The organism is Pseudomonas sp. Sample_21, from assembly GCF_004307525.1.
GTDB classification, from domain to species: domain Bacteria; phylum Pseudomonadota; class Gammaproteobacteria; order Pseudomonadales; family Pseudomonadaceae; genus Aquipseudomonas; species Aquipseudomonas atacamensis.
In genome coordinates this window covers 1-23,448 of record NZ_RCNZ01000120.1, presented here as the reverse complement: position 1 = coordinate 23,448, position 23,448 = coordinate 1, and the positions used below count along the sequence as shown (strand labels likewise).

Annotated in this window: 27 protein-coding genes; 14 read left to right on the top strand and 13 right to left on the bottom strand. The window is 59.2% G+C overall.

The window, feature by feature from the left end; all coding sequences use genetic code 11:
- Positions 1–47 precede the first annotated feature (47 nt).
- From D8U71_RS23175 to D8U71_RS23155, 5 genes are all read left to right on the top strand, one after another.
- Entirely contained in the window at positions 48–395 is a 348-nt protein-coding gene (locus D8U71_RS23175) for a metalloregulator ArsR/SmtB family transcription factor (protein WP_016775103.1), read from the top strand.
- A gap of 27 nt (positions 396–422) precedes the next feature.
- Complete coding sequence (locus D8U71_RS23170) at positions 423–893, top strand: arsenate reductase ArsC (RefSeq protein ID WP_130888774.1); 471 nt, start codon at positions 423–425, stop codon at positions 891–893.
- Positions 894–902: 9 nt separating this feature from the next.
- Complete coding sequence (gene arsH / locus D8U71_RS23165; protein ID WP_125918553.1) at positions 903–1,601, top strand: arsenical resistance protein ArsH; 699 nt, start codon at positions 903–905, stop codon at positions 1,599–1,601.
- 148 nt (positions 1,602–1,749) lie between these two features.
- The gene (locus tag D8U71_RS23160) at positions 1,750–3,291 is read left to right on the top strand and encodes a DUF2235 domain-containing protein (protein WP_130888773.1); all 1,542 of its coding nucleotides are present in this window, start codon (positions 1,750–1,752) and stop codon (positions 3,289–3,291) included.
- Complete coding sequence (locus D8U71_RS23155) at positions 3,291–3,944, top strand: DUF2931 family protein (protein ID WP_073471173.1); 654 nt, start codon at positions 3,291–3,293, stop codon at positions 3,942–3,944. The genes D8U71_RS23160 and D8U71_RS23155 overlap by 1 nt, the downstream gene beginning before the upstream one ends.
- A gap of 106 nt (positions 3,945–4,050) precedes the next feature.
- Here D8U71_RS23155 and D8U71_RS23150 read toward each other — a convergent pair whose 3' ends face one another.
- The 3 genes from D8U71_RS23150 to D8U71_RS23140 all read right to left on the bottom strand — a co-directional run bounded on the left by D8U71_RS23150 (position 4,051) and on the right by D8U71_RS23140 (position 6,732).
- Positions 4,051–5,154 carry a DNA alkylation repair protein gene (locus D8U71_RS23150; RefSeq protein ID WP_130888772.1) on the bottom strand — a complete coding sequence of 368 codons (1,104 nt, stop codon included), beginning with the start codon at positions 5,152–5,154 and terminating at the stop codon, positions 4,051–4,053.
- 2 nt (positions 5,155–5,156) lie between these two features.
- Entirely contained in the window at positions 5,157–5,762 is a 606-nt protein-coding gene (locus D8U71_RS23145; protein WP_130888771.1) for a glutathione S-transferase, read from the bottom strand.
- Positions 5,763–5,823: 61 nt separating this feature from the next.
- On the bottom strand, positions 5,824–6,732 hold the full coding sequence (locus D8U71_RS23140) for a MurR/RpiR family transcriptional regulator (RefSeq protein ID WP_130888770.1): 909 nt from the start codon (positions 6,730–6,732) through the stop codon (positions 5,824–5,826).
- Between the two features lie 405 nt (positions 6,733–7,137).
- Between D8U71_RS23140 and D8U71_RS23135 the strand changes: the two genes are divergently transcribed.
- From D8U71_RS23135 to D8U71_RS23125, 3 genes are all read left to right on the top strand, one after another.
- Complete coding sequence (locus tag D8U71_RS23135) at positions 7,138–7,542, top strand: TraR/DksA family transcriptional regulator (protein WP_016775095.1); 405 nt, start codon at positions 7,138–7,140, stop codon at positions 7,540–7,542.
- 228 nt (positions 7,543–7,770) lie between these two features.
- Positions 7,771–9,375 carry a methyl-accepting chemotaxis protein gene (locus tag D8U71_RS23130; protein ID WP_130888769.1) on the top strand — a complete coding sequence of 535 codons (1,605 nt, stop codon included), beginning with the start codon at positions 7,771–7,773 and terminating at the stop codon, positions 9,373–9,375.
- Between the two features lie 109 nt (positions 9,376–9,484).
- A complete protein-coding gene (locus D8U71_RS23125) occupies positions 9,485–9,688 on the top strand; it encodes a hypothetical protein (RefSeq protein WP_130888768.1) in 204 nt (67 codons plus the stop codon).
- A gap of 6 nt (positions 9,689–9,694) precedes the next feature.
- On the opposite strand, the gene D8U71_RS23120 is transcribed toward D8U71_RS23125, so the two are convergent.
- The gene (locus D8U71_RS23120; RefSeq protein WP_122507964.1) at positions 9,695–9,934 is read right to left on the bottom strand and encodes a DUF2789 family protein; all 240 of its coding nucleotides are present in this window, start codon (positions 9,932–9,934) and stop codon (positions 9,695–9,697) included.
- Positions 9,935–9,983: 49 nt separating this feature from the next.
- Positions 9,984–10,256 (bottom strand): hypothetical protein, encoded by a 273-nt coding sequence (locus D8U71_RS23115; protein WP_024013253.1) that lies wholly within the window; start codon positions 10,254–10,256, stop codon positions 9,984–9,986.
- Between the two features lie 419 nt (positions 10,257–10,675).
- Between D8U71_RS23115 and D8U71_RS23110 the strand changes: the two genes are divergently transcribed.
- The 4 genes from D8U71_RS23110 (at position 10,676) to D8U71_RS23095 (ending at position 12,994) form a co-directional block, all read left to right on the top strand.
- Positions 10,676–11,125: a hypothetical protein gene (locus D8U71_RS23110; protein ID WP_122507963.1), complete on the top strand. Its 450-nt coding sequence runs from the start codon at positions 10,676–10,678 to the stop codon at positions 11,123–11,125.
- A complete protein-coding gene (locus D8U71_RS23105) occupies positions 11,122–11,319 on the top strand; it encodes a hypothetical protein (RefSeq protein WP_122507962.1) in 198 nt (65 codons plus the stop codon). The genes D8U71_RS23110 and D8U71_RS23105 overlap by 4 nt, the downstream gene beginning before the upstream one ends.
- Before the next feature lie 125 nt (positions 11,320–11,444).
- Entirely contained in the window at positions 11,445–12,461 is a 1,017-nt protein-coding gene (locus D8U71_RS23100; RefSeq protein WP_024013250.1) for an ABC transporter substrate-binding protein, read from the top strand.
- Positions 12,462–12,553: 92 nt separating this feature from the next.
- Positions 12,554–12,994 (top strand): DUF3995 domain-containing protein, encoded by a 441-nt coding sequence (locus tag D8U71_RS23095; protein ID WP_130888767.1) that lies wholly within the window; start codon positions 12,554–12,556, stop codon positions 12,992–12,994.
- A 115-nt stretch (positions 12,995–13,109) separates the two neighbouring features.
- On the opposite strand, the gene D8U71_RS23090 is transcribed toward D8U71_RS23095, so the two are convergent.
- The 7 genes from D8U71_RS23090 to D8U71_RS23060 form a co-directional block, all read right to left on the bottom strand.
- On the bottom strand, positions 13,110–13,472 hold the full coding sequence (locus tag D8U71_RS23090; protein WP_130888766.1) for a Na+/H+ antiporter subunit G: 363 nt from the start codon (positions 13,470–13,472) through the stop codon (positions 13,110–13,112).
- Positions 13,469–13,747, bottom strand: a complete 279-nt coding sequence (locus tag D8U71_RS23085; protein WP_024013247.1) for a K+/H+ antiporter subunit F — start codon at positions 13,745–13,747, stop codon at positions 13,469–13,471. Before D8U71_RS23085 ends, D8U71_RS23090 begins: the two co-directional genes overlap by 4 nt.
- Positions 13,744–14,232 carry a Na+/H+ antiporter subunit E gene (locus tag D8U71_RS23080; protein ID WP_130888765.1) on the bottom strand — a complete coding sequence of 163 codons (489 nt, stop codon included), beginning with the start codon at positions 14,230–14,232 and terminating at the stop codon, positions 13,744–13,746. Before D8U71_RS23080 ends, D8U71_RS23085 begins: the two co-directional genes overlap by 4 nt.
- Positions 14,229–15,908 carry a monovalent cation/H+ antiporter subunit D gene (locus D8U71_RS23075; protein ID WP_130888764.1) on the bottom strand — a complete coding sequence of 560 codons (1,680 nt, stop codon included), beginning with the start codon at positions 15,906–15,908 and terminating at the stop codon, positions 14,229–14,231. Before D8U71_RS23075 ends, D8U71_RS23080 begins: the two co-directional genes overlap by 4 nt.
- Positions 15,905–16,249, bottom strand: coding sequence for a Na+/H+ antiporter subunit C (locus D8U71_RS23070; protein WP_016775082.1), 345 nt, complete (start codon positions 16,247–16,249; stop codon positions 15,905–15,907). Before D8U71_RS23070 ends, D8U71_RS23075 begins: the two co-directional genes overlap by 4 nt.
- Positions 16,249–19,167: a monovalent cation/H+ antiporter subunit A gene (locus D8U71_RS23065; protein WP_130888763.1), complete on the bottom strand. Its 2,919-nt coding sequence runs from the start codon at positions 19,165–19,167 to the stop codon at positions 16,249–16,251. The genes D8U71_RS23070 and D8U71_RS23065 overlap by 1 nt, the downstream gene beginning before the upstream one ends.
- Before the next feature lie 170 nt (positions 19,168–19,337).
- Positions 19,338–20,273: a DMT family transporter gene (locus D8U71_RS23060; protein ID WP_130888762.1), complete on the bottom strand. Its 936-nt coding sequence runs from the start codon at positions 20,271–20,273 to the stop codon at positions 19,338–19,340.
- A gap of 85 nt (positions 20,274–20,358) precedes the next feature.
- On the opposite strand from D8U71_RS23060, the gene D8U71_RS23055 reads away from it, so the two are divergent.
- The gene (locus tag D8U71_RS23055) at positions 20,359–20,922 is read left to right on the top strand and encodes an XRE family transcriptional regulator (protein WP_024013243.1); all 564 of its coding nucleotides are present in this window, start codon (positions 20,359–20,361) and stop codon (positions 20,920–20,922) included.
- The gene (locus D8U71_RS23050; protein WP_130888761.1) at positions 20,923–22,326 is read left to right on the top strand and encodes an FAD/NAD(P)-binding protein; all 1,404 of its coding nucleotides are present in this window, start codon (positions 20,923–20,925) and stop codon (positions 22,324–22,326) included.
- 201 nt (positions 22,327–22,527) lie between these two features.
- Here the strand turns inward: D8U71_RS23050 and ppnN are convergent.
- The coding region (ppnN, locus tag D8U71_RS23045) for a nucleotide 5'-monophosphate nucleosidase PpnN (protein ID WP_130888760.1) at positions 22,528–23,448 on the bottom strand (921 nt) is incomplete at its 5' end.

Here is a 23,448-nt window from a genome sequence, read left to right as displayed (position 1 = left end):
ATGGATATCCGTATATTCGATTTCCCGCATATGGCGAGCCGATCACCATGATCACCCCCACCGAAGTCTTCAAAAGTCTCGCCGATGAAACCCGCGTCCGCGCCATCCTGCTCATCGCCGAGCAAGGTGAACTCTGCGTCTGCGAGCTGATGTGTGCGCTTGACGACAGCCAGCCGAAAATCAGCCGCCATCTCGCGCAACTGCGCAGTAACGGTTTGCTGCTCGACCGCCGTCAGGGCCAGTGGGTGTATTACCGCCTCAATCCGGAACTGCCGGCATGGATCGGCGAAATCCTTCAGCTGACATCCAAGGCCAATGCCGATTGGCTCAAGGACAACGCCGCGCGCCTGCAAAACATGGATGGCCGTCCCGTGCGCGAACGCGCCTGCTGCTGAATCTTCCACTATCTACGGAGCGCATCGATGCGAGTCCTGTTCATGTGCACGGCCAATAGCTGCCGCAGCATTCTTTCCGAAGCCATGTTCAATCACCTGGCTCCCGCTGGTTTCCATGCGGTGAGTGCCGGCAGTTTTCCCAGAGGCCAGGTTCTGCCGCGCAGCCTGTCGACGTTGCAAAAGCACGGCATCGCCATCGACGGGTTGCACAGCAAAGGTAACGATGCCTTCGCAAACAACCCGCCGGATATCGTCATCACTGTCTGCGACAAAGCCGCCGGCGAAACCTGTCCGGTCTATTTCGGTCCGGCACTGAAAACGCATTGGGGACTGGAAGATCCGTCCGAAGTGCAGGGCGACGAAGCGGCAATCGACGGGGCATTCCAAGCCACTCTGATGCGCATCGGTGAACGCTGCCAAGCCTTTCTCGATCTGCCGTTTCACTCGCTCAGTCGCGAGCAACTGAAAGCCGAACTCGATCGCATCGGCACGCTGTAAGGAGGCTTCATGACAAATCATTTGCCCAACCTCGACGCAAGCCTGATCGACGCTGTTAAGCCATCGAATGTCGGCGAACACAAACCGCGCATCCTCTTGCTCTACGGCTCGACCCGCGAGCGCTCGTTCAGCCGTTTGCTGGTCGAGGAGGCCGCGCGCCTCCTCGAACACTTTGGCGCCGAAACGCGGATCTTCAACCCATCCGGTTTGCCATTGCCCGACGACGTCCCGGTCGACCATCCCAAGGTCCAGGAACTGCGCGATCTGGTGTTGTGGTCGGAAGGCCAGGTCTGGTGCTCGCCGGAACGCCACGGCGCGATGTCCGCCGTGTTCAAAGCGCAGATCGACTGGATCCCGCTGGAACTCGGCGCTGTGCGCCCGACCCAAGGCAAAACCCTGGCGGTGATGCAAGTCTGCGGCGGCTCGCAGTCGTTCAACGTGGTCAACCAACTACGCGTCCTCGGCCGCTGGATGCGCATGTTCACCATCCCCAACCAATCCTCGGTGCCGAAGGCCTACATGGAGTTCGACGAGGCCGGGCGGATGAAACCTTCGCCGTTCTACGACCGTGTGGTGGATGTGATGGAAGAACTGGTCAAGTTCACCGTACTGCTGCGTGGGCAGCAGGCGCATCTGGTGGACCGCTATTCCGAGCGCAAGGAAAGTGCTGAACAGTTGATGGCGCGGGTGAATCAGCGGTCGATTTGACCCGCCATCCCCAGCCAGGCTCATTCTTTTTTGGGAGTGAGCCTGCTCGCACTGACGCTCCATGGCTGGCACACCGCCACGGCTTGCACCGCCCCCTCCCGGCTGTCACCCTTCTGGCCGTTCTTCAAGGATCAGAAGGAATCAAGGATTGAGTGGCTACGTTCCAAACCCGCCGAAAAACTATCGCTACGAAGAAGCCAAACCCGTCGACATACACGCCCAGCATTGGGCCGAGTATGAGAAGCATGGGAAAGAGGCTGCGCGCGCGCCTGGGAAAATCGGGATTGCGTTGAGGATCGGGGTGTTCTTTGATGGCACGGGCAACAACGCGAACAACTCAGCTGCGGGGTTGTTGTGTGGTGCTCAGCATCCGATTGCGCCTGAGGATATTCCCGTCAGTTGCCAGCCTTATATGGGTGATCCGGATAGTAGTTATGGTAGCGATGTCAGCAATGTGAAGAAGCTGAGCGAACTGTATGGAGCAACACGACTCGCTGAGGGAGAAGGGCCACGAAAGAGAGCTTTCGGTATGGTCTACGTCGAAGGTATAGGTACCCGTTCAGGTAAAGAAGACAGTAAATTCGGCGCCGGTACAGGACGTGGTGAAACCGGCGTTGCAGGGCGAGTCCAGTCCTGTTTCGCGGTGATCGAACAGCGTATCACTGAAGTATTGGACAAAAATCCCGGTAGTGAAATTGCTTCGTTGACTTTCGACACGTTTGGCTTTAGTCGCGGTGCCGCAGCCGCCAGACATTTCGCCAACGAGATAGTGCGTGGCAAACAAGGGCCTTTAGGCGACATTCTCCGCAGTATGTCCGATGCCCTCAGTTCGACCTTTGTTGATCAGTATCACAGCGACATCAACGTGGGCTTCATTGGGCTGTTCGACACGGTACCGTCGATTGCTGGATGGTCCAATCTGGGCAACATAAAAAGCGCCGTCGCAACGGGGGTCAAACTCTATCTCGACCGACGTTATTTCACCGACGTTGTGCAGTTGGCTGCGCGGGATGAATGCAGGGCTAACTTTGCTCTCAATCGAGTAGCGATGGATCATCCGGAAATCGTCTTGCCGGGTGTGCATTCCGATGTGGGTGGAGGTTACCTTGAGGACGCTGAAGAGTGTGTTCTCGTTAGCCCAATGCAGACGCTAGAGGTCGGTACGTATACTGACGTCGCTACCACATCGATCTACCAGGATGCGATCAATGTGAGAAATCAGTGGCTAGCCAAGGGTTGGCCGCTCGAAAATCTCGAAATCGTTACGCCACCGCCATTACTGCTACCGGTCAGCCCTCAGGATCGACTTAGTCCTCGAGTCAAGCGAGTCTATGCGGCCGTCCAACTCAAGCGTCCGGTGAGTGGATTACTGTCGAGAGTGAGCCTGCGCGTGATGCATCAACTCGCCAGAGCCAAAGGCGTTCTCTTCGAAGACATTCCCGAGACGCCAGACTTCGCCGTTCCTGAAGAACTCAAGCCCATGTGTGATCGTTTTGTCTCCGGCGACTACAGCACCACGCCAGAGGAGGAGCAAATACTCAAACTCAAGTACATTCACACGTCCGCCAACTGGAACCATCCGCTTGGCAGGAGAGATGGGAGTGGCATCAGAGCTGTTTACATCAACGCCCCCACGGAAGATGCAATCCGAGTAAAGCACCCACACGTACCGGACTGGACGCTTTGGTAATGAAGTTATTTACAGTACTGCTGTGTACGCTTTTTGTGGCTGGTTGTAATGCCGACCCGCTGTCAGCAAAAAACGACCCTAAATCCCCTTGGTGGGAACTCGGTTTCACCGAACCCAACTACATGAAGGTCTGGGTTGAAGACACTGCTGTGGAAGATATAAAGGGAAAAACATTTCTGCGTACCGGTGGTGGATCGGCATCGGGCGGGCAACCTGAAGACGGCACCGAATCGGCCCGTGGTTGGGACGGAGTGGGCGCGTCCGCAAAAGCCGTGGTCGGCGCTGATCTCCCAAAAAGAATTTTTGTTCGCTGGCAGTCCATCGTAGAGCCTCAAACTTATCGGGCTTGGGTAGATATACCCGAAGAAGCCAGGCAAATGATGCGGACTTCGGTCGCGCAGCGCTGCGCGAAAACACCAGAGCGGCGAAGTACCTATATTTCATCGGTCTATCTGGGCCTGGCGCCTGGCGGCGTTGTGCAGGTTTGGGTCAGAGACTCATGCCACCATCCTGTAAAAGTCGCGAGAGCACAGGCGGAGATCGAACCGCTAGGACCTAGCCAAGGTAAGAACCAAGGACGCTACGCCTATCCCGTCAGCGAAAAGTCCAAGCGCTATATCGAGAAATTCGGCATCCCGTACGGAAGTTGGTAAGCGCTGACGCCGTGATTCGTCCACTGTGCCGCCGCGCGCAATGTCGATGCACGGCTGCCAGTGCACTGATCCGCTACCGGCTCTTTTGGTGAATAAACAACTCACCTCAAATCAAAACCTCAAACGCCGCACTCCCCAACACCTCCCCATTAACCATCACCTGCACCCCATGCCGCCCGGCAAAATGCTTGCGCGTCGTAAAATCCTTGATGACTTGATTCCGTCGCACTACCTCAGTCCCGAAACCCGCTAATCCCAGAGTCTTCAACTTGAAAACCTTCCTCGAAACCCCGCCATTCGCCTTCACATACTCAATCGCATAATCAATCACCAGCCTTTGCTCGTGCGCCACCATGGACTTCACCGTAAACGACAAAGTAATCGCTTCCCCCAACCTCACCACCGCCGGCTCGACCCGCACATCCAACAACTCAACCTCAGCCTTCGCGCCTGCGCCAATCACCGTCAACGCGCGCAAATCCCCCTGTTTGATCAAACTGCGCAGCGCATGCTTGGCAATCCAGGCCGTGTGCTTGTTGTCCAGCGACCAACTTTCAATCGTGTCCAGCACCCACTCCGGATGCACCTTCGTCACGTCATTCAAATGATTCGCCACCGACTTGCGCACGTACAAGCTCTCGTCCGCCTTCAACCGATCCAGTATCCCGGCGGCCAGCAGCGGATCCGCCTGCACCGCTTCCAGGCGAAACGACCACGGCAGGCGAGGGCGGCTGCCTTCGCTGGCTAGGCGTCGAACGTGGTGGTTTTCGTCTCGGGTCCAATCATGCATTCGTTCCAGCGAGCGTTCGAGGTCGCTGCGCAAAAAGTAGCGGATGGCGAATTCGGAGGAGCCGAAGGTGGTGAAGTACTTCAGCGCGTCCATTGAGGTGTCGAACGCATGGGCGCCATAGCTCGCGACGTAGTGTGGGAGGCACATGCTGACGAAGCCGCTGTTCAGCCGTGGCGCGAGTTCGAACAGCACTTCGAGGGAATCTTCGTAGTCCAGCGGCAGCACGGCATGCAGGCTTTCGCTGACACGCGCCATGCGTTGCATCACTGATAGTTCAGCGAGTCCGTCCTGGGCGTGTTTGACAAACGCCTTGGCCTTGAACGCCGGGTACACCGCGCTCATTTCGTCAGCGATGTGCTGCAAGCGCTCGGCGTTGAAGATTTCCTTTAACGCCGGGGCGGCGGTGTCGGTGGAGCTCATGATCAGTTCATCGGTGTGTTGATGAACGCATCGGTGCCTTCTGCGTAGGCGGTGTACTCGGCGATACGCGCAAAGCGTGTTGCGTCGATCTGATCGGGTACGACGAGTTCGGTGAAGCTCCAGGCAACCGCCAGGCTGATGCCGGCCTGGGCGAGGGAGCCGTCGACAGGCAAGTCACTGTGTTCAAGTTCTTTTTCCAGCGCGGTAAATGCGGCGGCGAGCTGGCCTTCGACGCGTTCGACCCACGGCTGATATTGAATGTCGGTCGGGCGCAGGTTGCGTTCGTAGTAAAGCTGCACGGCTTTTTCGCAGGCGGCGAGGCTCAGGCCGATCAGGCGCAGGGCCTTAGCGCGTTGTTTGAGATCGCTTGGCAGCAGGCTTTTGCCGCAGCTGGCTTCGAGGTAATCGAGGATGAGGGTCGAGTCCATCAGGACCACGCCGTCGTCGAGGATCAATGTGGGCGCCTTGACCACAGGGTTGATCTGCTGGAATCGTTCGAAGTGGCGGAACACCGAGACCGACTCGTGTTCGAGGTCGATCCCCAAGCATTTGGCGGATACCGCTACGCGGCGCACGTAGGGGGAGTCGAGCATGCCGATCAGTTTCATGACGCGTTCCTTCAAGTCGAACCGGTGGGAACGCATAACCTAGCCGAGCGAGAGGCAATTGTCAGTCGTCGAATCCGGGTTGTTCGTGAATCTCATCGACATTCAGTTCCAGCCGATAGGCCACCGCCACAAACAGCGCCTGGCACAAACACAGCGTCGCACTCAGCGAACGAAAGGCCAGCGCACTGCCTTCATTGACCAGCAACACGCTGTTGGCAAGTTTTGCCAGTGGCGACAGAGGGCTGTCGGTGATGATCAGGGCATTGGCGTTCTGCTGCTGTGCGAAGCGCAGGCAGTGTTGGGTTTCCTTGGCGTAGGGCACAAAACTGATGGCGATGACCAGATCGTTGGCGCGCACGCTGCGCATTTGTTCGCGATAGCTGCCGCCGATGCCGGAAACCAGATGAATGCGCTTCTGCGTGTGCTGCAGGTTGTAAACCAGATAATCGGCGACGGCGAACGAACGGCGGACCCCGACAACGTAAATGTCGTCGGCATTGACGATGAGATCGACGGCCGTATCGAACGTCACCTCGTCCAGTTCGCGGCCCAAGCGTTCGATGCCCGAGAGCGTTGCGTCGATGCATTCGCGGGCCAGGTCGCCGCTGTTGGCGGTCTGCGAGTTGTTGGCGATCAGGCTGCGGATGCGTTGCTGATAGTTTTGCGCTGGCGTGGTTTTGTGCGTCCAGGCCTTGCGGAACAGCGCCTGCATCTCGCTGAAGCCGCTGAACCCGAAACGTTGCGAGAAACGCACAATGGCTGACGGATGCACTTCGCACTCGCGGGCGATATCGCTGATGCGCTCGACCATGATTCGCTCGCTCTGCTGGCTGATGTAGCTGGCGACGCGTTTGAGCTGGCGCGGCAGGGCGTCGTACTCTTCGCTGATCATTTGCAGCAGGCGCTCGGCGTTGACCGGCGGGCTGGCGAAGGAAATTTCGTCTGTGGCCGGCAGAGCGGGGCGGGGCATGGGCAGCATCCTTCAGGCGAGTTGAGCACGCAGTGGGCCTGATAATAGAAGGGCTGCGTAAGCTCTGCCGGGCTGAAACGATGCACCTTGCGAGAATAATCCCGGCTGTCGCTGGCGGGTTGGTTAGCCGTTTGTCTTCTATATACAGCCGCTGGACTGAATTTCTTGCTATAAACGCACTCCGATGGCCGTGTGAAGCCTGTGTCAGAGCAGTTTCCAGGTCCTGTCGGACAAATTCCCTGTATTTACAGTTGCTGAGGTCTTGATCGGGCCTTAGACTGCCGCCCCTCGTAAATTGAGTGCCGGGTGGCGTTTGCAATAAAACGATGCCTTTTCGACGGCCGACACGGTTCGCCGAAACGCTCCCTTATTCGCCTTAATGCACGTTTTTTTATAGAGATATCAATGACAAAGGACAAGTTGCTGGCTATGCCGGCAGATGACTACATGAATGCAGAGCAACACGCTTTCTTCACTGAGCTGTTGCAGAACATGAAAGTCGAAACCCACGAGCGCATTGAGCAAAACCGTATCGCCATCGAAAGCCTGGACACCCCGGCTGACCCGGCGGACGCGGCTTCGGTTGAAGAAGAGCGCACTTGGCTGGTCAACGCGATCGATCGCGACCAGCGCATGCTGCCGCAACTGGAACAAGCCCTTGAGCGCATCAAGGACGACAGCTTTGGCTGGTGCGACGACAGCGGCGAGGCCATTGGCCTGAAACGCCTGCTGATCAGCCCGACCACCAAGTACTGCATCGAAGCTCAAGAGCGTCACGAGCAGATCGACAAGCACCAGCGTCAGGCCTGATTCCATGGCGGCCCCTGAATAGGGGGGCGCCTGCAAGAGATCGCAGCCTTCGGCAGCTTCTACATGGAGTTGCGGGAGGCTGCGATCTTTGTTTTTGCTCGTCTGCGCTATTTCCCCCGTTGTTCCATTGACCTACCACAGACCCCACGACTAACGGACCATGGATAATGGCGTTGTAGTGGCGTTTAATGCAGTCACAACAATGAGAACAAACGTGGGGTGATCAAGATGACGAGAGATGGATCTCTGGTTGCGGCGCTGCCTGCACCAGTGCTTTTGCCGAAAAACCGCTGGATCGCGCCGACCCTGCAAAGCATCGCCCTGATGCTGTTGCTGGCCGGCATGGCTATGGCCGAGTGGTCGCTCTACCTCGGCATGCCGCTGGCGATACTGATTGTCTGGCTACCGCGCCTGCGTTCGCGCAGCGCTCCTGTTGCCGTCCCGGTCGATAGTGCGAGCGCATTGTCCGCACTGACTCGCGATCTCTCCTACACCACCAGTCACAACGCACTGTCTGCCGCCGGCGTGGCGTTTTCGGTCAAAGCGCTCGCCAGCAAACTTGAATCGCAACTCGACGCGGCAGCGCAGATCGTCAGCAATGCCGAAGTGATGATCGCCACCGAACAGGCGACTTCACAGCTCAGTCGCGACGCGCTGGATGCCGCCAGCGAAGCGCATCACAGCAGCGCGGCGGGGCGCAGCGAACTGCTCGACTCGATTTCGCGCATGCAGCAACTCAGTCAGCGCGCCAACGCCAGCCGCGAATTGATCGAGGCCCTGAGTGTGCGCAGCGACGACATTCAGCGGGTGACGCTGGTGATCCAGTCGATTGCCAGCCAGACCAACCTGTTGGCGTTGAACGCTGCGATTGAAGCAGCCCGGGCCGGTGAGCATGGTCGCGGTTTCGCTGTGGTCGCCGACGAGGTGCGCGGACTGGCCGCGCGTACGGCGGCGGCCACGGGTGAGGTCGGTGAGATGGTTGCTGACATTCAGCAACGCACCGCGCAAGTGGTGGCGCAGATTCGCGAGTTGTCGAGCGATCTGCACACCGGCGTCGAACAGGTCGAGCACACCGGTCAGCATCTGGAAAATATCGCGCGACTTGCCGCCGGAGTGGAAACCCAGGTCAGCGAAATCGCCCGTGGTGCGCAAACCAATCGCGAGCAGCTTGATGCGCTGTTCATCGCCATCGAGCAAATGCGCAGCGATCTGGCAATCAGCGATCAGCAGACCCGCCGCCTCGCCGAGGCCGCTGTGCAGATGGAAGGACAGGCGGAAACCATCAGCGAGCGCCTGGCCGAGGTCGGCCTGGATGACTATCACCAGCGCATTTATGACTTGGCGCGCGAAGGTGCGAGCCAGATCGCGGCGCGCTTCGAGGCGGATGTCGAGCAGGGGCGGATCAGCCTGGATGACCTGTTCGATCGCAGCTACCAGCTGATTTCGGGCACCGAACCAGCCAAATTTCAAACCCGCTTTGATCGATACACCGATCAGGTCTTGCCGGCGATTCAAGAACCTTTATTGGCGCGTCATGAAGGGCTGGTTTTTGCGATTGCCTGCACGCAGCAGGGTTATGTACCGACGCACAACCAGGCATTCAGCCAGCCATTGACCGGCGATGTGCAGGTCGACACGGTAAATAATCGCACCAAACGCAAATTCGCTGACCGCACCGGTATCCGCTGCGGCAGCCATCAGCAACCGGTGCTGTTGCAGACTTACACGCGCGATACGGGTGAGCTGATGCATGATTTATCGGTGCCGATCATGATCAATGGCCGACACTGGGGCGGGTTGCGTCTGGGCTATAAACCTGAGAATCCGCGCTGAGATTATTACCGGTGACGCAATGAATCTGTGCACGGCGGTTGCTGTTTCCTCTCGACGGAAAGCATTAATCTGACGACTTAGTTAGGTAGCTAATTATTTCGGAGGGCACATGCAGTGCAGGATAGACGTGGCAGTGATGATCGGCAGCGGTGTTCCGGCCGGCTTACGTGCGATGGGGCGCAGTGTTTGCTGGGTAGTTTTGCTCAACGGGGAGCGACGCGGCACAGCCTTCGCCAGTCGCGATGAAGCGGAGGAGTGCAAGGCTGCCTGGCTCGAACAATTGAACATCGAGCCCGGCGACAGCCTGCACTGATCGTACTTACTTGCCGCGATGCAAACGTACGTTCAGCTCATCGACGATCGGCGCTTCTTCGCCATCGGCCCGCAGCCATTCCTTGAGTAATTGCGCCTGCTGGGGTGACCAGAAGTCGGCATCGATGAGTTTAGTTTCCGGATCCAGCGGATGTGCTTCGACAAAGTCATTGATCGACGCTTCATCGGAGGGAAGGCCCAGCTGTTCGAAAAGGGTGGTCAGGTTAAGCTCGGTTGGCAGTTCCATCATCTACTCCTGGGTTGGTGCCGGTACGGCTTGTTCGTTCACTCCCTTATCAGAGGCAGGCGCTGGCGCGGAGTTCGATTTTTGATTCAAGCGAGCGGGCGAGGGCGCAGGCTTCGTTGTGATTGCCACGGAAACCTCTGACACGTCCCGTGGATATCTCCTTGATGTGAAAGAACGCAATACCCGCTGGCACCACTTGAAAGTGTGGGGTTCGATGATTGTTAGAAGATGTCGGAAGGTTGTCGAGGTCGGCAACCTTCATCGTCAGAGGTGTGTTGATTCGCGCGTCGGCCGACGTGGCAAAATGAGTCAAAGTGCACATATGAAGTCCTTTTCATCAGTCGGCCGGGATTTAACGGCCGTTGCGGGTAGTCGTAAGGAGCATCGCTGCTCTAGAATCGCCAGTACCTGTTGACGACCGGGCTTATCTAAAGCAATTTTTCGCCAGCGATATGTCGGAAAAGTGCTTTTTTTCGTGAGAAATTTCCCTGAAGTTCGTAGTCAGATCTTGCTCCAGTCGCACTTGAGGCTTTTTCCTTCAAGCTTTGCCGATTTCGGGGCGGGTTCCGCTAATGACAATCCAGTAGTCTACGAACCTCGCGATCAAGAGCGCTTCGCTCGCTTCGGGTTTTTGAGTGATTTTGCAGTTTTCATCGGCATTGCCGTTTTTTGCCGTGCGTGTTTTCCGCTGCACGGTTTTTCAAATGTGGGGATGTTTCTTTGGCAGTCAGTAACCTCGATATGCATGCTTTGTTCGTGCTGGGTGATTTGCGTGCAAAGCTGGTCAAGCAATTTCAATCACGTTTTGTTTACATCACCGAGCAAAACGCCGAAGGCATTTACATCGCCGAAATCGATACCGAAAGTGCATTGGTGGTCGATGACAAACCGGGGCTCAAACTCAAGGTTGGCGACCATTTCATTGCATCGGTTCTGCCCAGCCGTGAAGGCGGCAAGATGGACATTCGTTTTCGCGACATCAAACTCACGGTTTACGGCTTGGGCGACTACGCATTTGTCAGTACGGCCGACGGTCACGCGATTCTGTTCAAGGAAGGTCATAGCGTCGTCACGGTGTTCGCCGCCAATGAACAATTGCAGGAAGGCCTGACCAAAACCTTGAAAGCCGTCACCGCCAAGGCTGCCAAATGGCGCAAAGGTGAACTGGTTTCCTTCAAGGCCAGCGAGTGAGCCGCGCGCACTTCCATTCGCAAAATCTCGACAGCGCACGCGAAGACGCTCAGCGCCTGTTCGTCCGCAAGGCCGAACTGCAAGGTGCCTGGCTGAGTTGGGTGGCGTCGCAGCTCTATGCATTGCAACCGGCGGCATACGCCAGCATGGTCAGACGTGAGCTGCAAAGCCTGCAGGAAAATTCTGAAACGTAACCTCGCACGCAGCGGACCCCGGAAAAAGCAGGAACCTCGGCTAAAGTCAGTTGACTGAGTCATTCAGAGGCTTGCGTTTCTGTCAGGCCAACTGCCATTGCTGTGAACAGCACGAGGTGTGATGCATGAACGGATTTCGACGGTTACTGGCCGCCAGCGTGGCCACCTTTGGTTTGCTGACGTCAGCGCAATCGCTGCAGGCGGCACAGGCGCCGATCCACTTTGCCGACTTGAACTGGGAAAGCGGCAGCCTGATCACCGAGGTGCTGCGGGTGATCGTCGAGAAAGGCTACGGCTTGCCGACCGATACCTTGCCGGGTACCACTATTACTCTCGAGACCGCGCTGGCCAATAATGACATCCAGGTGATTGGCGAGGAGTGGGCCGGGCGCAGTCCGGTCTGGGTCAAGGCCGAAGCCGAGGGCAAGGTCGTCGGTCTGGGCGATACGGTAAAGGGCGCCACTGAAGGCTGGTGGGTGCCGGAATACGTGATCAAGGGCGACCCGGCCAAAGGCATCAAACCGTTGGCGCCGGATCTGCGCAGTGTCACCGATCTGAAGAAATACAAGGATGTGTTCAAGGACCCGGAAAGCCCGGGCAAAGGGCGTTTCCTCAACAGCCCGATCGGCTGGACCTCGGAAGTGGTCAACAAGCAGAAGCTCACGGCGTATGGCTTGCAGGACGACTACACCAACTTCCGCAGCGGTTCCGGCGCTGCGCTGGATGCCGAGATCAGCTCTTCGATCCGTCGCGGCAAACCGGTGTTGTTCTATTACTGGTCGCCGACGCCACTGCTTGGCAAATTCAAACTGGTGCAACTGGAAGAGCCGCCGTTCGATGCCGAGGCGTGGAAGACGCTGACAGACGCCGATAATCCCAATCCGAAACCAACCCGCTCGCTGGCATCGAAATTGTCGATTGGCGTGTCTACGCCATTTCAAAAGCAGAACCCGCAAATTGCCGAGTTCTTCAGCAAGGTCGATTTTCCCATCGAGCCGCTGAACAAGGCATTGGCGGATATGAGTGACAAGCACACCGCGCCTCGTGAGGCGGCGGTCGCGTTCATGAAGACGCATCCGGATGTGTGGCAGGCGTGGCTGCCCAAGGATGTGGCCGACAAGGTGACGGCTGATCTGAAATAACGCGGTCAACGCAGTGCACCGCCGACCGGTCGTGCACGGCCAAAAAATCCGACTACGATGGTTTGTTCAAATCCCTTTGAAGGATTTCAACCATGACCTTTGTATTGGCTCAATGGCTGGTGACTGTGTTCGCGGCAATCGGCCTGATGCATGTGTATTGGGCGTTGGGTGGGCAATGGGCGGCTGCGGTGGTGGTGCCGCAGGTGCCGGTGTCGGGCTTCGTCGCCACGGTACGCCCGGCCTTCAAGCCCTCAGGCTGGCTGACGCTGGCAGTCGCCGCTGCGCTGCTGGTCATTGCGGCGCTGGTTTGTATGCGGGTCGGTTGGGGCATGCCGGCGGTGCAGCACAAGGCACTGCAATGGGTGATCAGCGCGATCGCGTTGCTGATGTTCGCTCGGGCGATCGGTGATTCGAATCTGGTCGGGTTCTTCAAGGAAGTGAAGGATTCGCGATTTGCGCGGCTGGATACCTGGGTGTATTCGCCGTTGTGTGCGCTGCTGGGCGCGGGGTTGTTGGCAGTAGCGTGGGTTTGAGCCGATCCGGAATTGGCGATGCCCCGACTGGCCTCTTCGCGAGCAGGCTCGCTCCCCACATGGGAGAGCGCATTCCTACTGTAGCGATGGCGCCATCACCGGCGCCACATGATCATCAGTTACCACTTTCAGTCTGACGACTGCTCACCTCAGCCGGCACATCATCCCCGGCCATCCGCTTGCGGAACAACGCCGCCCGCGCCAGCAGCAGGGTGGTCACCGGCACGGTGATCGCCAACAGGACCGGAATCAACCAGGCATGCACCACTGGTGCGGATTTCAATGCCGAAAAGCAGATGATCGACGCCAGTGCCACACACCAGGCACCGAGTGTCGAGGCCAGCGCTGGCGGGTGCATACGCTGGAAGTAATCCTTCATGCGCAGCAATCCTGTTGCGCCCAGCAGGGTAAACACGCCGCTGAGCACCAGCAGCACCGACACCGGAATCTCGACCCATAAAGACAATTCGGTATTCATTCGATCACCTCGCCACGCAGCAGGAATTTCGCCAGGGCAAACGAGCCGACGAAGCCGAACAGCGCGATCAGCAGCGCCGCTTCGAAGTAGGTATCACTGGCGTAACGAATGCCCAGGGTAAGCATCATCAGCATGGCAACGATATACAGGTAATCCAGCGCCAGTACCCGATCCTGAGCTGACGGGCCTTTGAACAGGCGCACCAGGGTCAGCACCATCGCCACGCAGTACAGAAACAGCGTCAGCAGAATCGCATTCGACAGCAATGGGCTCATTCGAAAATCTCCATCAACGGTCGCTCGTAAGTGCTTTTGAAGTGCTCGATGAACTGCGCTTCGTCGTGCAGATCCCAGACGTGCAGCAACAGAACGCTGCGGTCCAGCGCCAGCTCCGACCATACCGTGCCGGGCACCACGGTGCAGATCATTGCCAGTGCCGCCAGACCATGAGCATCGCGCAGATCCAGAGGCACTTTGATAAAGCATGAGTTGGGCGGACGACGTCCGGCGTTGACTACGCCCCAGGCGACGATCAGGTTTGACATGATGACGTCGCGGCCGACCAGGAAGAACAGACGCAGGATGGCGATGGGGTTGCGGATGCGCGCACGTTTCGGCCGCAATTTGCGCATCATCAGCGGCGCAGCGAAACCCAGCGCGGCGCCGAGCAACAGATTGCCCGGGCTGACGGACAGGTTCAGGGTCAGCCACAGAATCCACAGGGCCAGCGATAACCACGGAGCCGGGAACAGTCGTTTCATGGCTGCACCTCGAGCATGTCGGCTCTGGCTTGCGGGCTCGGCACCGCCCGAGTGCCTAGAACTGCGAACACATATTGCTGCGGATTGTTCAGCGCATCGGCCGTGGCCTGGGTGTAGCGCAGCAGCGGTTCAGCCTTGAACGTAAGGGCAATGCTCAGCCCGAGCAGCAGGAAAATCGGCGCGCATTCGAGTTTGCGCAGCAATGGTGACGGGCGCTCTTCCGGCGTCCAGAAGCGCTGAATGCCGAGGCGCGAGAAGGCCATCAGCGAGGCCAGACCGGTCAGGATCAACAGCGCCAGCAATCCCCATGCGCCGGGAGGCAGCGGCGCCGCAGTGCCAAGTCCCAACGGGTTGAGCAATGCCCCGATCAGGCTGAGCTTGCCGATAAATCCGGACAGCGGTGGCATGCCGATGATCAACAGCGCGCAGGCAATAAAGCTCAAACCAAGAAAGGCCATGGTCCACGGGATGACTTGGCCGACCACGGCTTTCTGCTCGTCGTCGAGGTTGATGCCCTTGGGCGGTTGCAGCGATTCCTGTGGACGCGGCAGCAGTTCGCTTTCGTCTTCCAGCGGAATTTCGTTGGCCGAGCGCGAGCGCTCGATCAGTTCGGCGAGCATGAACAATGCGCTCAGCGCCAGGGTCGAGCTGACCAGATAGAACAGCGCAGCGCCGATCAGGTTCGGCTGGGCGAAGCCCATCGCCGAGAGCAGGATCCCCGCCGACACCAGAATGCTCAGGCTGGCCATGCGCTCCAGGCGTTGCGCGGCGATAATCGCCAGCCCTGCGCAAGCCATGGTCGCCATGCCGCCGTAAATCAGCCAGTCGCCGCCGAAGAATGCCGAGGCGCCGGCCTGGCCGGAAAACAACAGGGTCCACAAGCGCAGCAGGGTGTAGACGCCGACCTTGGTCATGATGGCAAACATCGCCGCCACCGGCGCGCTGGCGGATGAATATGCCGGCACCAGCCAGAAGTTCAGCGGCCACATGCCAGCCTTGGCCAGAAACGCTACCGCTAGAATCCCTGCCCCAGCGTGCAGCAAGCCACGGTCGGCTTCCGGCACCAGCGGGATCTTCATCGCCAGATCGGCCATGTTCAGCGTGCCGGTCACCCCGTAGATCAACGCAGCGCCGATCAAAAACAGTGACGATGCCAGCAGGTTGATCGAAATGTAATGCAACCCCGACGATACCCGCGCCCGGCCAGAGCCGTGCAGCAATAAACCGTAGGACGCGGCGAGCAACACTTCGAAGAACACGAACAGGTTGAACAGATCCGCGGTCAGGAACGCGCCGTACAGGCCCATCAGCTGGATCTGAAACAGAGCGTGAAAGCTTGAGCCGGCGCCGTCCCAGCGGGCCATGGCAAACAGCAACGCGCTGACGCCGATGACGCCGGTCAGCACCAGCATCAGTGCCGACAGGCGATCTACCACCAGGACGATGCCAAACGGTGCCTGCCAGTTGCCCGGCAGATACACGCCGATGGAGCCGGGTACGCCGGTGGTCTGCGTCCATTGCAGCAGCATCACTGAAATGAACAGGCCGAGGAGGCTGGAGAACAAGTTGATTTTCGCCTTCAGCGGCCGATGCTTTTCGCCCAGCATCAGCATGATCGCAGCCGTCAGCAGCGGCAGCAGGATCGGTGCGGCGATCAGGTGAGTCATCGCCATCATTCTTTAGGCTCCCGGCCGTCGACGTGGTCGGTGCCGGTCAGGCCGCGCGAGGCGAGCAATACGACGAGGAACAGTGCGGTCATGGCGAAGCTGATGACGATCGCCGTCAGTACCAGCGCCTGGGGCAGCGGGTCGGTGTAATGCAGCAAGTCCTGGGTCACGCCGTCCTTGATCACCGGTTCCTTGCCGATGAACAGGCTGCCCATGCTGAAAATGAACAGGTTCACTGCATATGACAGCAGGCACAGGCCCATGACCACCTGAAAGGTTCGCGGGCGCAGGATCAGCCAGACCCCGGACGCGGCAAGAATGCCGATGGCGATTGCGATGACTTCTTCCATCAGACGGCTCCTTTGCTGGCGACGGACTTGGGCAGCGAGGCCGTCTTGTGGCCGCGCACCGATTGGTGGGCGAGGGCGGTGAGGATCAACAACGTCGATCCGACCACCACGGCGTACACGCCGACGTCGAAGAACAGCGCACTGGCAATATGGATATCACCGAGCAACGGCACGCTGATGTGCCAAGTGTGAGTGGTCAGGAACGGATAACCGGCGACTAGCGCACCGAGACCGGTGGCAGTGGCGAACAGCAGCCCGGTGCCCATCCAGCGCAATGGCCGCAGGCTCATTTGTGCTTCGACCCACTGCGTGCCGGCAACCATGTATTGCAGGATAAAGGCCACCGACATCACCAGCCCGGCGACAAAACCGCCGCCCGGCTGATTGTGCCCGCGCATGAACAGATAAAACGAGACCACCAGGGCGACAGGCAGCAGCAGGCGCACCAGTACCGCCGGCACCATCATGAAGCCGAGCGCGGTGTCGCTGGCCGAACGCGGGTTGACCAGATCGGTGACCACGTCCGGTGCCAGCAGACGTTGCTGGGCCGGCAACTGCAAGCTTTCCTTCGGCGGACGGAAGCGCCGCAGCAGGGCGAACACGGTGAGCGCCACGGCGGCCAGCACGGTGATTTCGCCGAGGGTATCGAAACCACGGAAGTCCACCAGCATCACGTTGACCACATTGCTGCCGCCGCCCTCGGGCAGGGCGCGACTGAGGTAGAACGAGGAAATATGGTTCGGCGTCTGCCGGGTGAGCATGGCGTAGGACAGCAGGGCCATGCCGGCGCCGACGGCAATCGACAGCAGCAAGTCGCGCAGACGACGAATACGCGCCTTGCGCAGGCTGCTCGGCAATGGTGAGACTTCTTCGATACGTCGCGGCAACCAGCGCAGGCCAAGCAGGATCAACACCGTGGTCACCACTTCGACTGCCAGTTGCGTCAGCGCCAGATCAGGCGCCGAGAACCAGACAAAGGTCACGCAGGTCATCAAGCCGCAGACGCTGACCATGGTCAGCGCGGCGAGACGGTGATATTTCGCCTGCCAAGCGGCGCCAAGCGCACAGGCGATCGCCAGCAGCCACAGGGTCACGAAGACAATGGATCCGGGGATTTTCGGCCGGTCGCCCCAGGTCAGCGTGCTGTGCAGCATCGGGATCAGACCGGCGAGCACGGCGGCCGAAACCATCAGGAACAGCTGCATCTGCAAGCGCTTGGTGCCCAGTCGCCGCTCGACGCGCCGGGCGATGCGCATCATTACGACCAGACTGCGCTCGAACAAACGCTTGCCGTTGAAGCGGCCCACCAACGGCGGGTACTTGAAACGGCCCAGCTTGAACTGCTTGCGCAACAACAGATATAGGAGGATGCCGCCGGACATGGCGATCAGGCTCATGATCATCGGCGCGTTCAAGCCGTGCCAGATGGCCAGGCTGTATTCCGGCAACTCCCCGCCAACTACGGGCAGCGCTGCAGCGGCGAGCAATGGCCCGACGATCTGCGCCGGGAAAATCCCCACCAGCAGGCAAGTGAAGACCAGCAACTCGACGGGTGCGCGCATCCAGCGTGGCGGCTCGTGCGGCGTGTGCGGCAGGTCAGTGGCGGTGGGGCCGAAGAAGACGTCGACGGTGAAACGCAGGGAGTAGGCCACGCTGAACATGCCGGCGATGGTCGCGACGATCGGCAGAGTAGTTTCGACCCACGCCGTGGCGTTGATGAACACGGTTTCGGCGAAGAACATTTCTTTCGACAGGAAACCGTTGAGCAGCGGCACGCCGGCCATCGAGGCACTGGCGACCATGGCCAGTGTTGCCGTATAGGGAATCAGCTTGATCAGGCCGCTGAGTTTGCGAATGTCACGGGTACCGCTTTCGTGGTCAATGATGCCGGCGGCCATGAACAGCGAAGCTTTGAACGTCGCGTGATTGAGAATGTGAAACACCGCCGCCACCGCGGCCAGTGAACTGTTCAGGCCCAGGAGCAAAGTGATCAGACCGAGATGGCTGATGGTCGAGTAGGCCAGCAAACCTTTGAGATCGTTCTGGAACATAGCGCAGTACGCGCCGAGCAACAGCGTACAGGCGCCCGCTCCGCTGACGATGTAGAACCATTCCTCACTGCCGGACAGCGACGGCCACAGACGTGCCAAAAGGAAAACCCCGGCCTTGACCATGGTCGCCGAGTGCAGATAGGCCGAGACGGGCGTCGGTGCCGCCATCGCGTGGGGCAGCCAGAAGTGAAACGGGAACTGCGCGCTTTTGCTCAGCGCGCCGATCAGGATCAGTGGCAGAAGAACGGGGTAGAGGGCATGTGCGCGAATCAGATCGCCGGCGGCCAGGACCTTGTCGAGGTCATAGCTGCCTACGACATGGCCGAGAATCATGACCCCCGCCAGCAGACATAATCCGCCGGCACCGGTGACCATCAGCGCCATATAAGCACCGCGCCGCGCATCGGCGCGGTGGTGCCAGTAGCCGATCAGCAGGAACGAGAAGAGGCTGGTCAGCTCCCAGAAGAACACGATCTGAATCAGATTGCCGGAGATCACCAGCCCGAGCATGGCGCCCATGAACGCCAGGAAAAATGCGAAAAAGCGCGGCACCGGGTCGTCCGGCGACATGTAATAACGGGCATATAAAGAGACAAGTGTACCGATGCCGAGCACCAGCATCGAGAACAGCCAGGCGAAGCCGTCCATACGCAGAACGAAGTTCAGCCCCAGACTCGGCAACCACATGAATTCTTCGCGGATCACGCCGCCGTAGGCGATTTGCGGGTACAGCATCGCGACCTGAACGGTACCGATCAAAGCGACCAGGCCCGCCAGCAGGGATTCGGCATTACGCGCATTGTGCGGCAGCACCGCTGCCAGACAGCTGCCAATGAACGGCAGAAGCAGTAGAACTATCAGGGACATAGGCTTCTAATCTGCGGAAGTTTGTGAAGCATCATACGTGCCAGCTCCCTGATCACCAAACGCGAGGATGTCTCAGAATCCTACAAAGTAGTCTGGAAATTTGTGTTTGGCGCTGTTTCAGGGGCAACGATGGTGCGGCGCTTTCGCGAGCAGCCAGAAGAGATTGCGGGTCACCCCTGCGTTTCCCGCTCCAGCTCAGCTTCTGCCTCGGTGGACCTTCCCTTGGTCTTCAGCTCACTGATAATCACCGCCGCAACAATCAACCCGGCCCCAACCAGCGCAATTGCCGGCAAGCGCTCCCCGGCAATCCGTCCGACAATCCCGGCCCACACCGGTTCACCGGCATAGATCAACGTCGCCCGAGTCGGCGAAACACTCTTCTGTGCCCAGTTCATCGCTACCTGAATCGCCGCACTCGCCGCGCCCAGGCCCAAAGCCGTCACCAGCAACAACCAGGAAAACTCCGGAATCACTTCACCGGTCGGCACCACCAGCAAGAATGACAACACCGCCGTCACCGCCAGTTGCACCACAGTCACTCGCCGCACATCCACCTGCCCGGCGAAAGTGCTGATCAAAATGATTTCAGCAGCAATCGCAACGGCGCTGATCAATGTCGCAATTTCTCCGGGACTGAAATTCAGCGCCGCCCCTGAGGGACCCGACAACAACATCAAACCGGTAAACGCCAGCATGATCCCGATAGTTGGCATCAACCCCGGACGCCGTCCCAGCACCAGCCATTGCAGCAGCGGCACAAACGGCACGTACAGCGCGGTAATGAACGCCGACTGACTGCTCGGAATGCTTTGCAGCCCGACCGTCTGCAAGCCATAACCAAGCATGATCGCTACACCGATGAACGACCCTGCCTTGACTTCGAACAAGGTCAACTCGCGCAGGTGCCGCCAGGAAAACATCGCCACGATCGCCGCCGCTGCGGCGAAGCGCAAGCCGACGAAAAACATCGGGCCACTGACCGTCATGGCATGTTGCACAATCAGAAACGTGCCGCCCCAGATCATGGTGATCAGCACCAGCACGCACTCGGCTTTGCTGAAGCGGGAGAAGCGGATTGGGGACGCAGAATTGTTTGGCGACATCATGACCTTGCGCACATTAAAAGGGAGGCCGCACAATGCCGCCAACGTTGCGCAGTATACTGCCCAACCCCACTGAGTGAGCAATATAGTGCACAAAGATTTGACTCAGCGAGCCTCCGTTCTGCAACACGTCAGCCAGAACGTTCGACGCTTGCGCCATGCTGCGGATATGAGCCAGACCGCACTGGCGGAAAAATCCGGGGTGAGCCGACGGATGCTGGTAGCAATCGAGGCAGGCGAAAAGAATGTCAGCCTGACCACGCTTGATCGCGTTGCCGAAGCGCTCGACGTTGCCTTCAGTGATCTGATCCAAGCGCACGATGCGCGCGACCCGAGCCGGATCAATGAGGTTGCCTGGGCGGGCACGATTCCCGGCAGCAGAGCCGTGCTACTGTCCAAAGCCACCGCGAGCCGCGAAGTCGAACAATGGGAATGGTGTCTGCAACCGGGCGAGGTCTACCCGTCGCAACCGGACGCCGATGGCTGGAGCGAGCAGATTTACGTATTTGAAGGATGCCTGACACTGATGCTCGGCGATCAGGCGCAGCACATCAATAAAGGAGAGTTTTTCATGTTCGCCAGCAATCAACCGCATGCCTACCGCAACGATGGCGATGTGGCTGCGCGGTTCGTGCGTAATGTGGTGATCTGAATGGAGCAGCCTGCGGACATCCTGATCATCGGCGGCGGCCTCAGTGGCACCATGCTGGCGGTGCAATTGTTACGCCTGCCTGGGCAACGAAGAATTGCGATCATCGAGCCGCGTGCTGAACTGGGTCGTGGTGAGGCTTACAGCGCAGTTGAGTTGGGACATACGCTGAACGGCAACGCGGCGCGGATGAGCGTCGACCCGGATAATCCTGATGATCTGACGCAGTGGCTGACCGCGCATATTGCCGGCGGCGGCTGGCCGGAATCGGCTGAGCAGGACGTGCCGGTCAGTGAGCTGTTTCCGCCGCGTGGCCTGTTCGGGGTCTATGTGCAACAGCGTCTGGCTGAGGCCCGGGCGGTGGGCGCGCTGCAAGGTTCGAGCGTAGAACACATCTGTGCTGAAGCCGTTGACTTGCAAAGCGGGACCGGCTCAATGCAGCTCACCCTGAGCGATGGCAAGGTTTTGCGTGGAGCGCAGGCAGTGCTGGCCACCGGCATGTTCCCCGCCGCTCGCACGCCGCAGACCCAATCCAGTGGCCTCAATGCCGCCGCGCTGGACCCTTGGGATGTCGCTGCGATGCGCAAACTGGACCCGCAATCCATCGTGCTCATTATCGGCTCCGGGCTTACGATGGTTGATGCCGTGGTGTCGCTCGAGCAGGCCGGGCATCGCGGGCCGATCGAGGTGTTCTCCCGGCATGGCCTGCTGCCGCACGTGCGCCGTCAACCGCCGGCGTGGGTGGATTTTCTGGCAGCAGATCACAACATTCGTACGCCCCGCCAGTTGCTGCGCGAGTTGCGTCGACATTGTCGCGACGCAGTCGCCCAAGGCATCGACTGGCAGGCGCCGCTGGATACGGTTCGCGCGCACATCGCGCGGTTGTGGAGTCAGGCGACTGACGTGCAGCGTCGACAATTCGTACGGCATGTACGGCCATGGTGGGAGAGTCATCACCATCGTTCGCCGCCACTGAGTGCCGAGTTGATCGAACGGCTGCACCAGGAAGGGCGCTTGCGCATTCATGCAGCGTCGTTCAAGGGCATTGAGCCCGGCGCTGGCGATGCTGTGACCATCCGCATCCGTCCGCAGGGTGAGACTGAAACAGGCGTGGTCAGCGGTGCGGCGCTGATCAATTCCAGCGGCATTGAATACGACTGGCGGCGTGTTGCACGACCGTTGCCGCAGCAATTGCTGGCGCGGGGGCTGGTACAGCCGGGGCCGCTGGCGCTGGGGATCACAGCAAAGGACGGCGCAGTGGTGGATGCCGAAGGGCAGGTGAGCGCTCGGTTGTTTGCCATGGGCCCGCCGTTGCGCGGGATGTGGTGGGAGAGTACGGCAGTGACGGACGTCGCTGCGCAGGCTAAAGCGTTGGCTCGGCGGTTGGTGGATAGCTCGAAAGATTGAAGTGTTCTTTCGGGCTTCTTCGCGAGCAGGCTCGCTCCCACAGGGGGATTGAGGTTGTGACTACAATTTGCGCCACACCACAATACTGTGGGAGCGAGCTTGCTCGCGAAAAGCGTCATCTGATTCAACGTCTCTGTTGAATGAAAGACCGCTATCGCTGGCAAGTCAGCTCCCACATTGGGTGTGCGTTACGACTTGAAATTACGCGACGACGCGATAGCACGGCACATACGCCGCGCCACCTGGCAACTTCATCCGGTGCTGGGCGACGAAGGCTTTGAGCAGTGCATCAAGCGGCTGCATGATCGCCGCATCGCCACGGATCTGATACGGCCCGTGCTCTTCGATCAGGCGAATGCCCTTGTCCTTGACGTTACCGGCGACGATCCCGGAAAACGCCCGACGCAGATTGGCGGCCAGTTCATGGGGTGGCTGGTCGCGATGCAGTTTCAGGTTGGCCATGTTTTCGTGGGTCGGATCGAACGGACGCTGGAAGCCCTCATCGATCTTCAACAGCCAATTGAAATGGAACGCATCGTTACGCTCGCGGCGGAACTGCTTCACCGCTTTCAGGCCTTGAGTCATCTGCCGCGCCACTTCGGCCGGGTCGTCGATGATGATCTCGTAATGCTGCTTCGCCGCTTCGCCGAGGGTCGCGATGACGAACGCATCCAGCTGTTCCAGATACGGCGCGGCATGCTTCGGCCCGGTGAGGATGACCGGGAAGGGCAGGCCTGCGTTGTCCGGGTGCATCAGGATGCCGAGCAGGTACAGGAACTCTTCGGCCGTACCGGCGCCGCCCGGGAAAATGATGATGCCGTGGCCGACACGGACGAAGGCTTCCAGACGCTTTTCGATGTCCGGCAGAATCACCAGCTCATTGACGATCGGGTTCGGCGCCTCGGCGGCGATGATGCCTGGCTCGGTCAGGCCGAGGTAGCGACCGCCGTGAATGCGTTGTTTGGCATGGGCAATGGTCGCGCCTTTCATCGGGCCTTTCATCACGCCAGGGCCGCAACCGGTGCAGATGTCGAGGCTGCGCAGGCCCAGTTCGTGGCCGACTTTCTTGGTGTATTTGTATTCTTCGGTGTTGATCGAGTGGCCGCCCCAGCACACCACGAT

Coding starts and splice junctions, on each gene's coding strand:
- D8U71_RS23175 (WP_016775103.1), top strand. CDS start 48: ATGATCACCCCCACCGAAGTCTTCAAAAGTCTCGCCGATGAAACCCGC.
- D8U71_RS23170 (WP_130888774.1), top strand. CDS start 423: ATGCGAGTCCTGTTCATGTGCACGGCCAATAGCTGCCGCAGCATTCTT.
- arsH (WP_125918553.1), top strand. CDS start 903: ATGACAAATCATTTGCCCAACCTCGACGCAAGCCTGATCGACGCTGTT.
- D8U71_RS23155 (WP_073471173.1), top strand. CDS start 3,291: ATGAAGTTATTTACAGTACTGCTGTGTACGCTTTTTGTGGCTGGTTGT.
- D8U71_RS23150 (WP_130888772.1), bottom strand. CDS start 5,154: ATGAGCTCCACCGACACCGCCGCCCCGGCGTTAAAGGAAATCTTCAAC.
- D8U71_RS23145 (WP_130888771.1), bottom strand. CDS start 5,762: ATGAAACTGATCGGCATGCTCGACTCCCCCTACGTGCGCCGCGTAGCG.
- D8U71_RS23140 (WP_130888770.1), bottom strand. CDS start 6,732: ATGCCCCGCCCCGCTCTGCCGGCCACAGACGAAATTTCCTTCGCCAGC.
- D8U71_RS23135 (WP_016775095.1), top strand. CDS start 7,138: ATGACAAAGGACAAGTTGCTGGCTATGCCGGCAGATGACTACATGAAT.
- D8U71_RS23130 (WP_130888769.1), top strand. CDS start 7,771: ATGACGAGAGATGGATCTCTGGTTGCGGCGCTGCCTGCACCAGTGCTT.
- D8U71_RS23125 (WP_130888768.1), top strand. CDS start 9,485: ATGCAGTGCAGGATAGACGTGGCAGTGATGATCGGCAGCGGTGTTCCG.
- D8U71_RS23120 (WP_122507964.1), bottom strand. CDS start 9,934: ATGGAACTGCCAACCGAGCTTAACCTGACCACCCTTTTCGAACAGCTG.
- D8U71_RS23115 (WP_024013253.1), bottom strand. CDS start 10,256: ATGTGCACTTTGACTCATTTTGCCACGTCGGCCGACGCGCGAATCAAC.
- D8U71_RS23110 (WP_122507963.1), top strand. CDS start 10,676: ATGCATGCTTTGTTCGTGCTGGGTGATTTGCGTGCAAAGCTGGTCAAG.
- D8U71_RS23100 (WP_024013250.1), top strand. CDS start 11,445: ATGAACGGATTTCGACGGTTACTGGCCGCCAGCGTGGCCACCTTTGGT.
- D8U71_RS23095 (WP_130888767.1), top strand. CDS start 12,554: ATGACCTTTGTATTGGCTCAATGGCTGGTGACTGTGTTCGCGGCAATC.
- D8U71_RS23090 (WP_130888766.1), bottom strand. CDS start 13,472: ATGAATACCGAATTGTCTTTATGGGTCGAGATTCCGGTGTCGGTGCTG.
- D8U71_RS23085 (WP_024013247.1), bottom strand. CDS start 13,747: ATGAGCCCATTGCTGTCGAATGCGATTCTGCTGACGCTGTTTCTGTAC.
- D8U71_RS23080 (WP_130888765.1), bottom strand. CDS start 14,232: ATGAAACGACTGTTCCCGGCTCCGTGGTTATCGCTGGCCCTGTGGATT.
- D8U71_RS23075 (WP_130888764.1), bottom strand. CDS start 15,908: ATGATGGCGATGACTCACCTGATCGCCGCACCGATCCTGCTGCCGCTG.
- D8U71_RS23070 (WP_016775082.1), bottom strand. CDS start 16,249: ATGGAAGAAGTCATCGCAATCGCCATCGGCATTCTTGCCGCGTCCGGG.
- D8U71_RS23065 (WP_130888763.1), bottom strand. CDS start 19,167: ATGTCCCTGATAGTTCTACTGCTTCTGCCGTTCATTGGCAGCTGTCTG.
- D8U71_RS23060 (WP_130888762.1), bottom strand. CDS start 20,273: ATGATGTCGCCAAACAATTCTGCGTCCCCAATCCGCTTCTCCCGCTTC.
- D8U71_RS23050 (WP_130888761.1), top strand. CDS start 20,923: ATGGAGCAGCCTGCGGACATCCTGATCATCGGCGGCGGCCTCAGTGGC.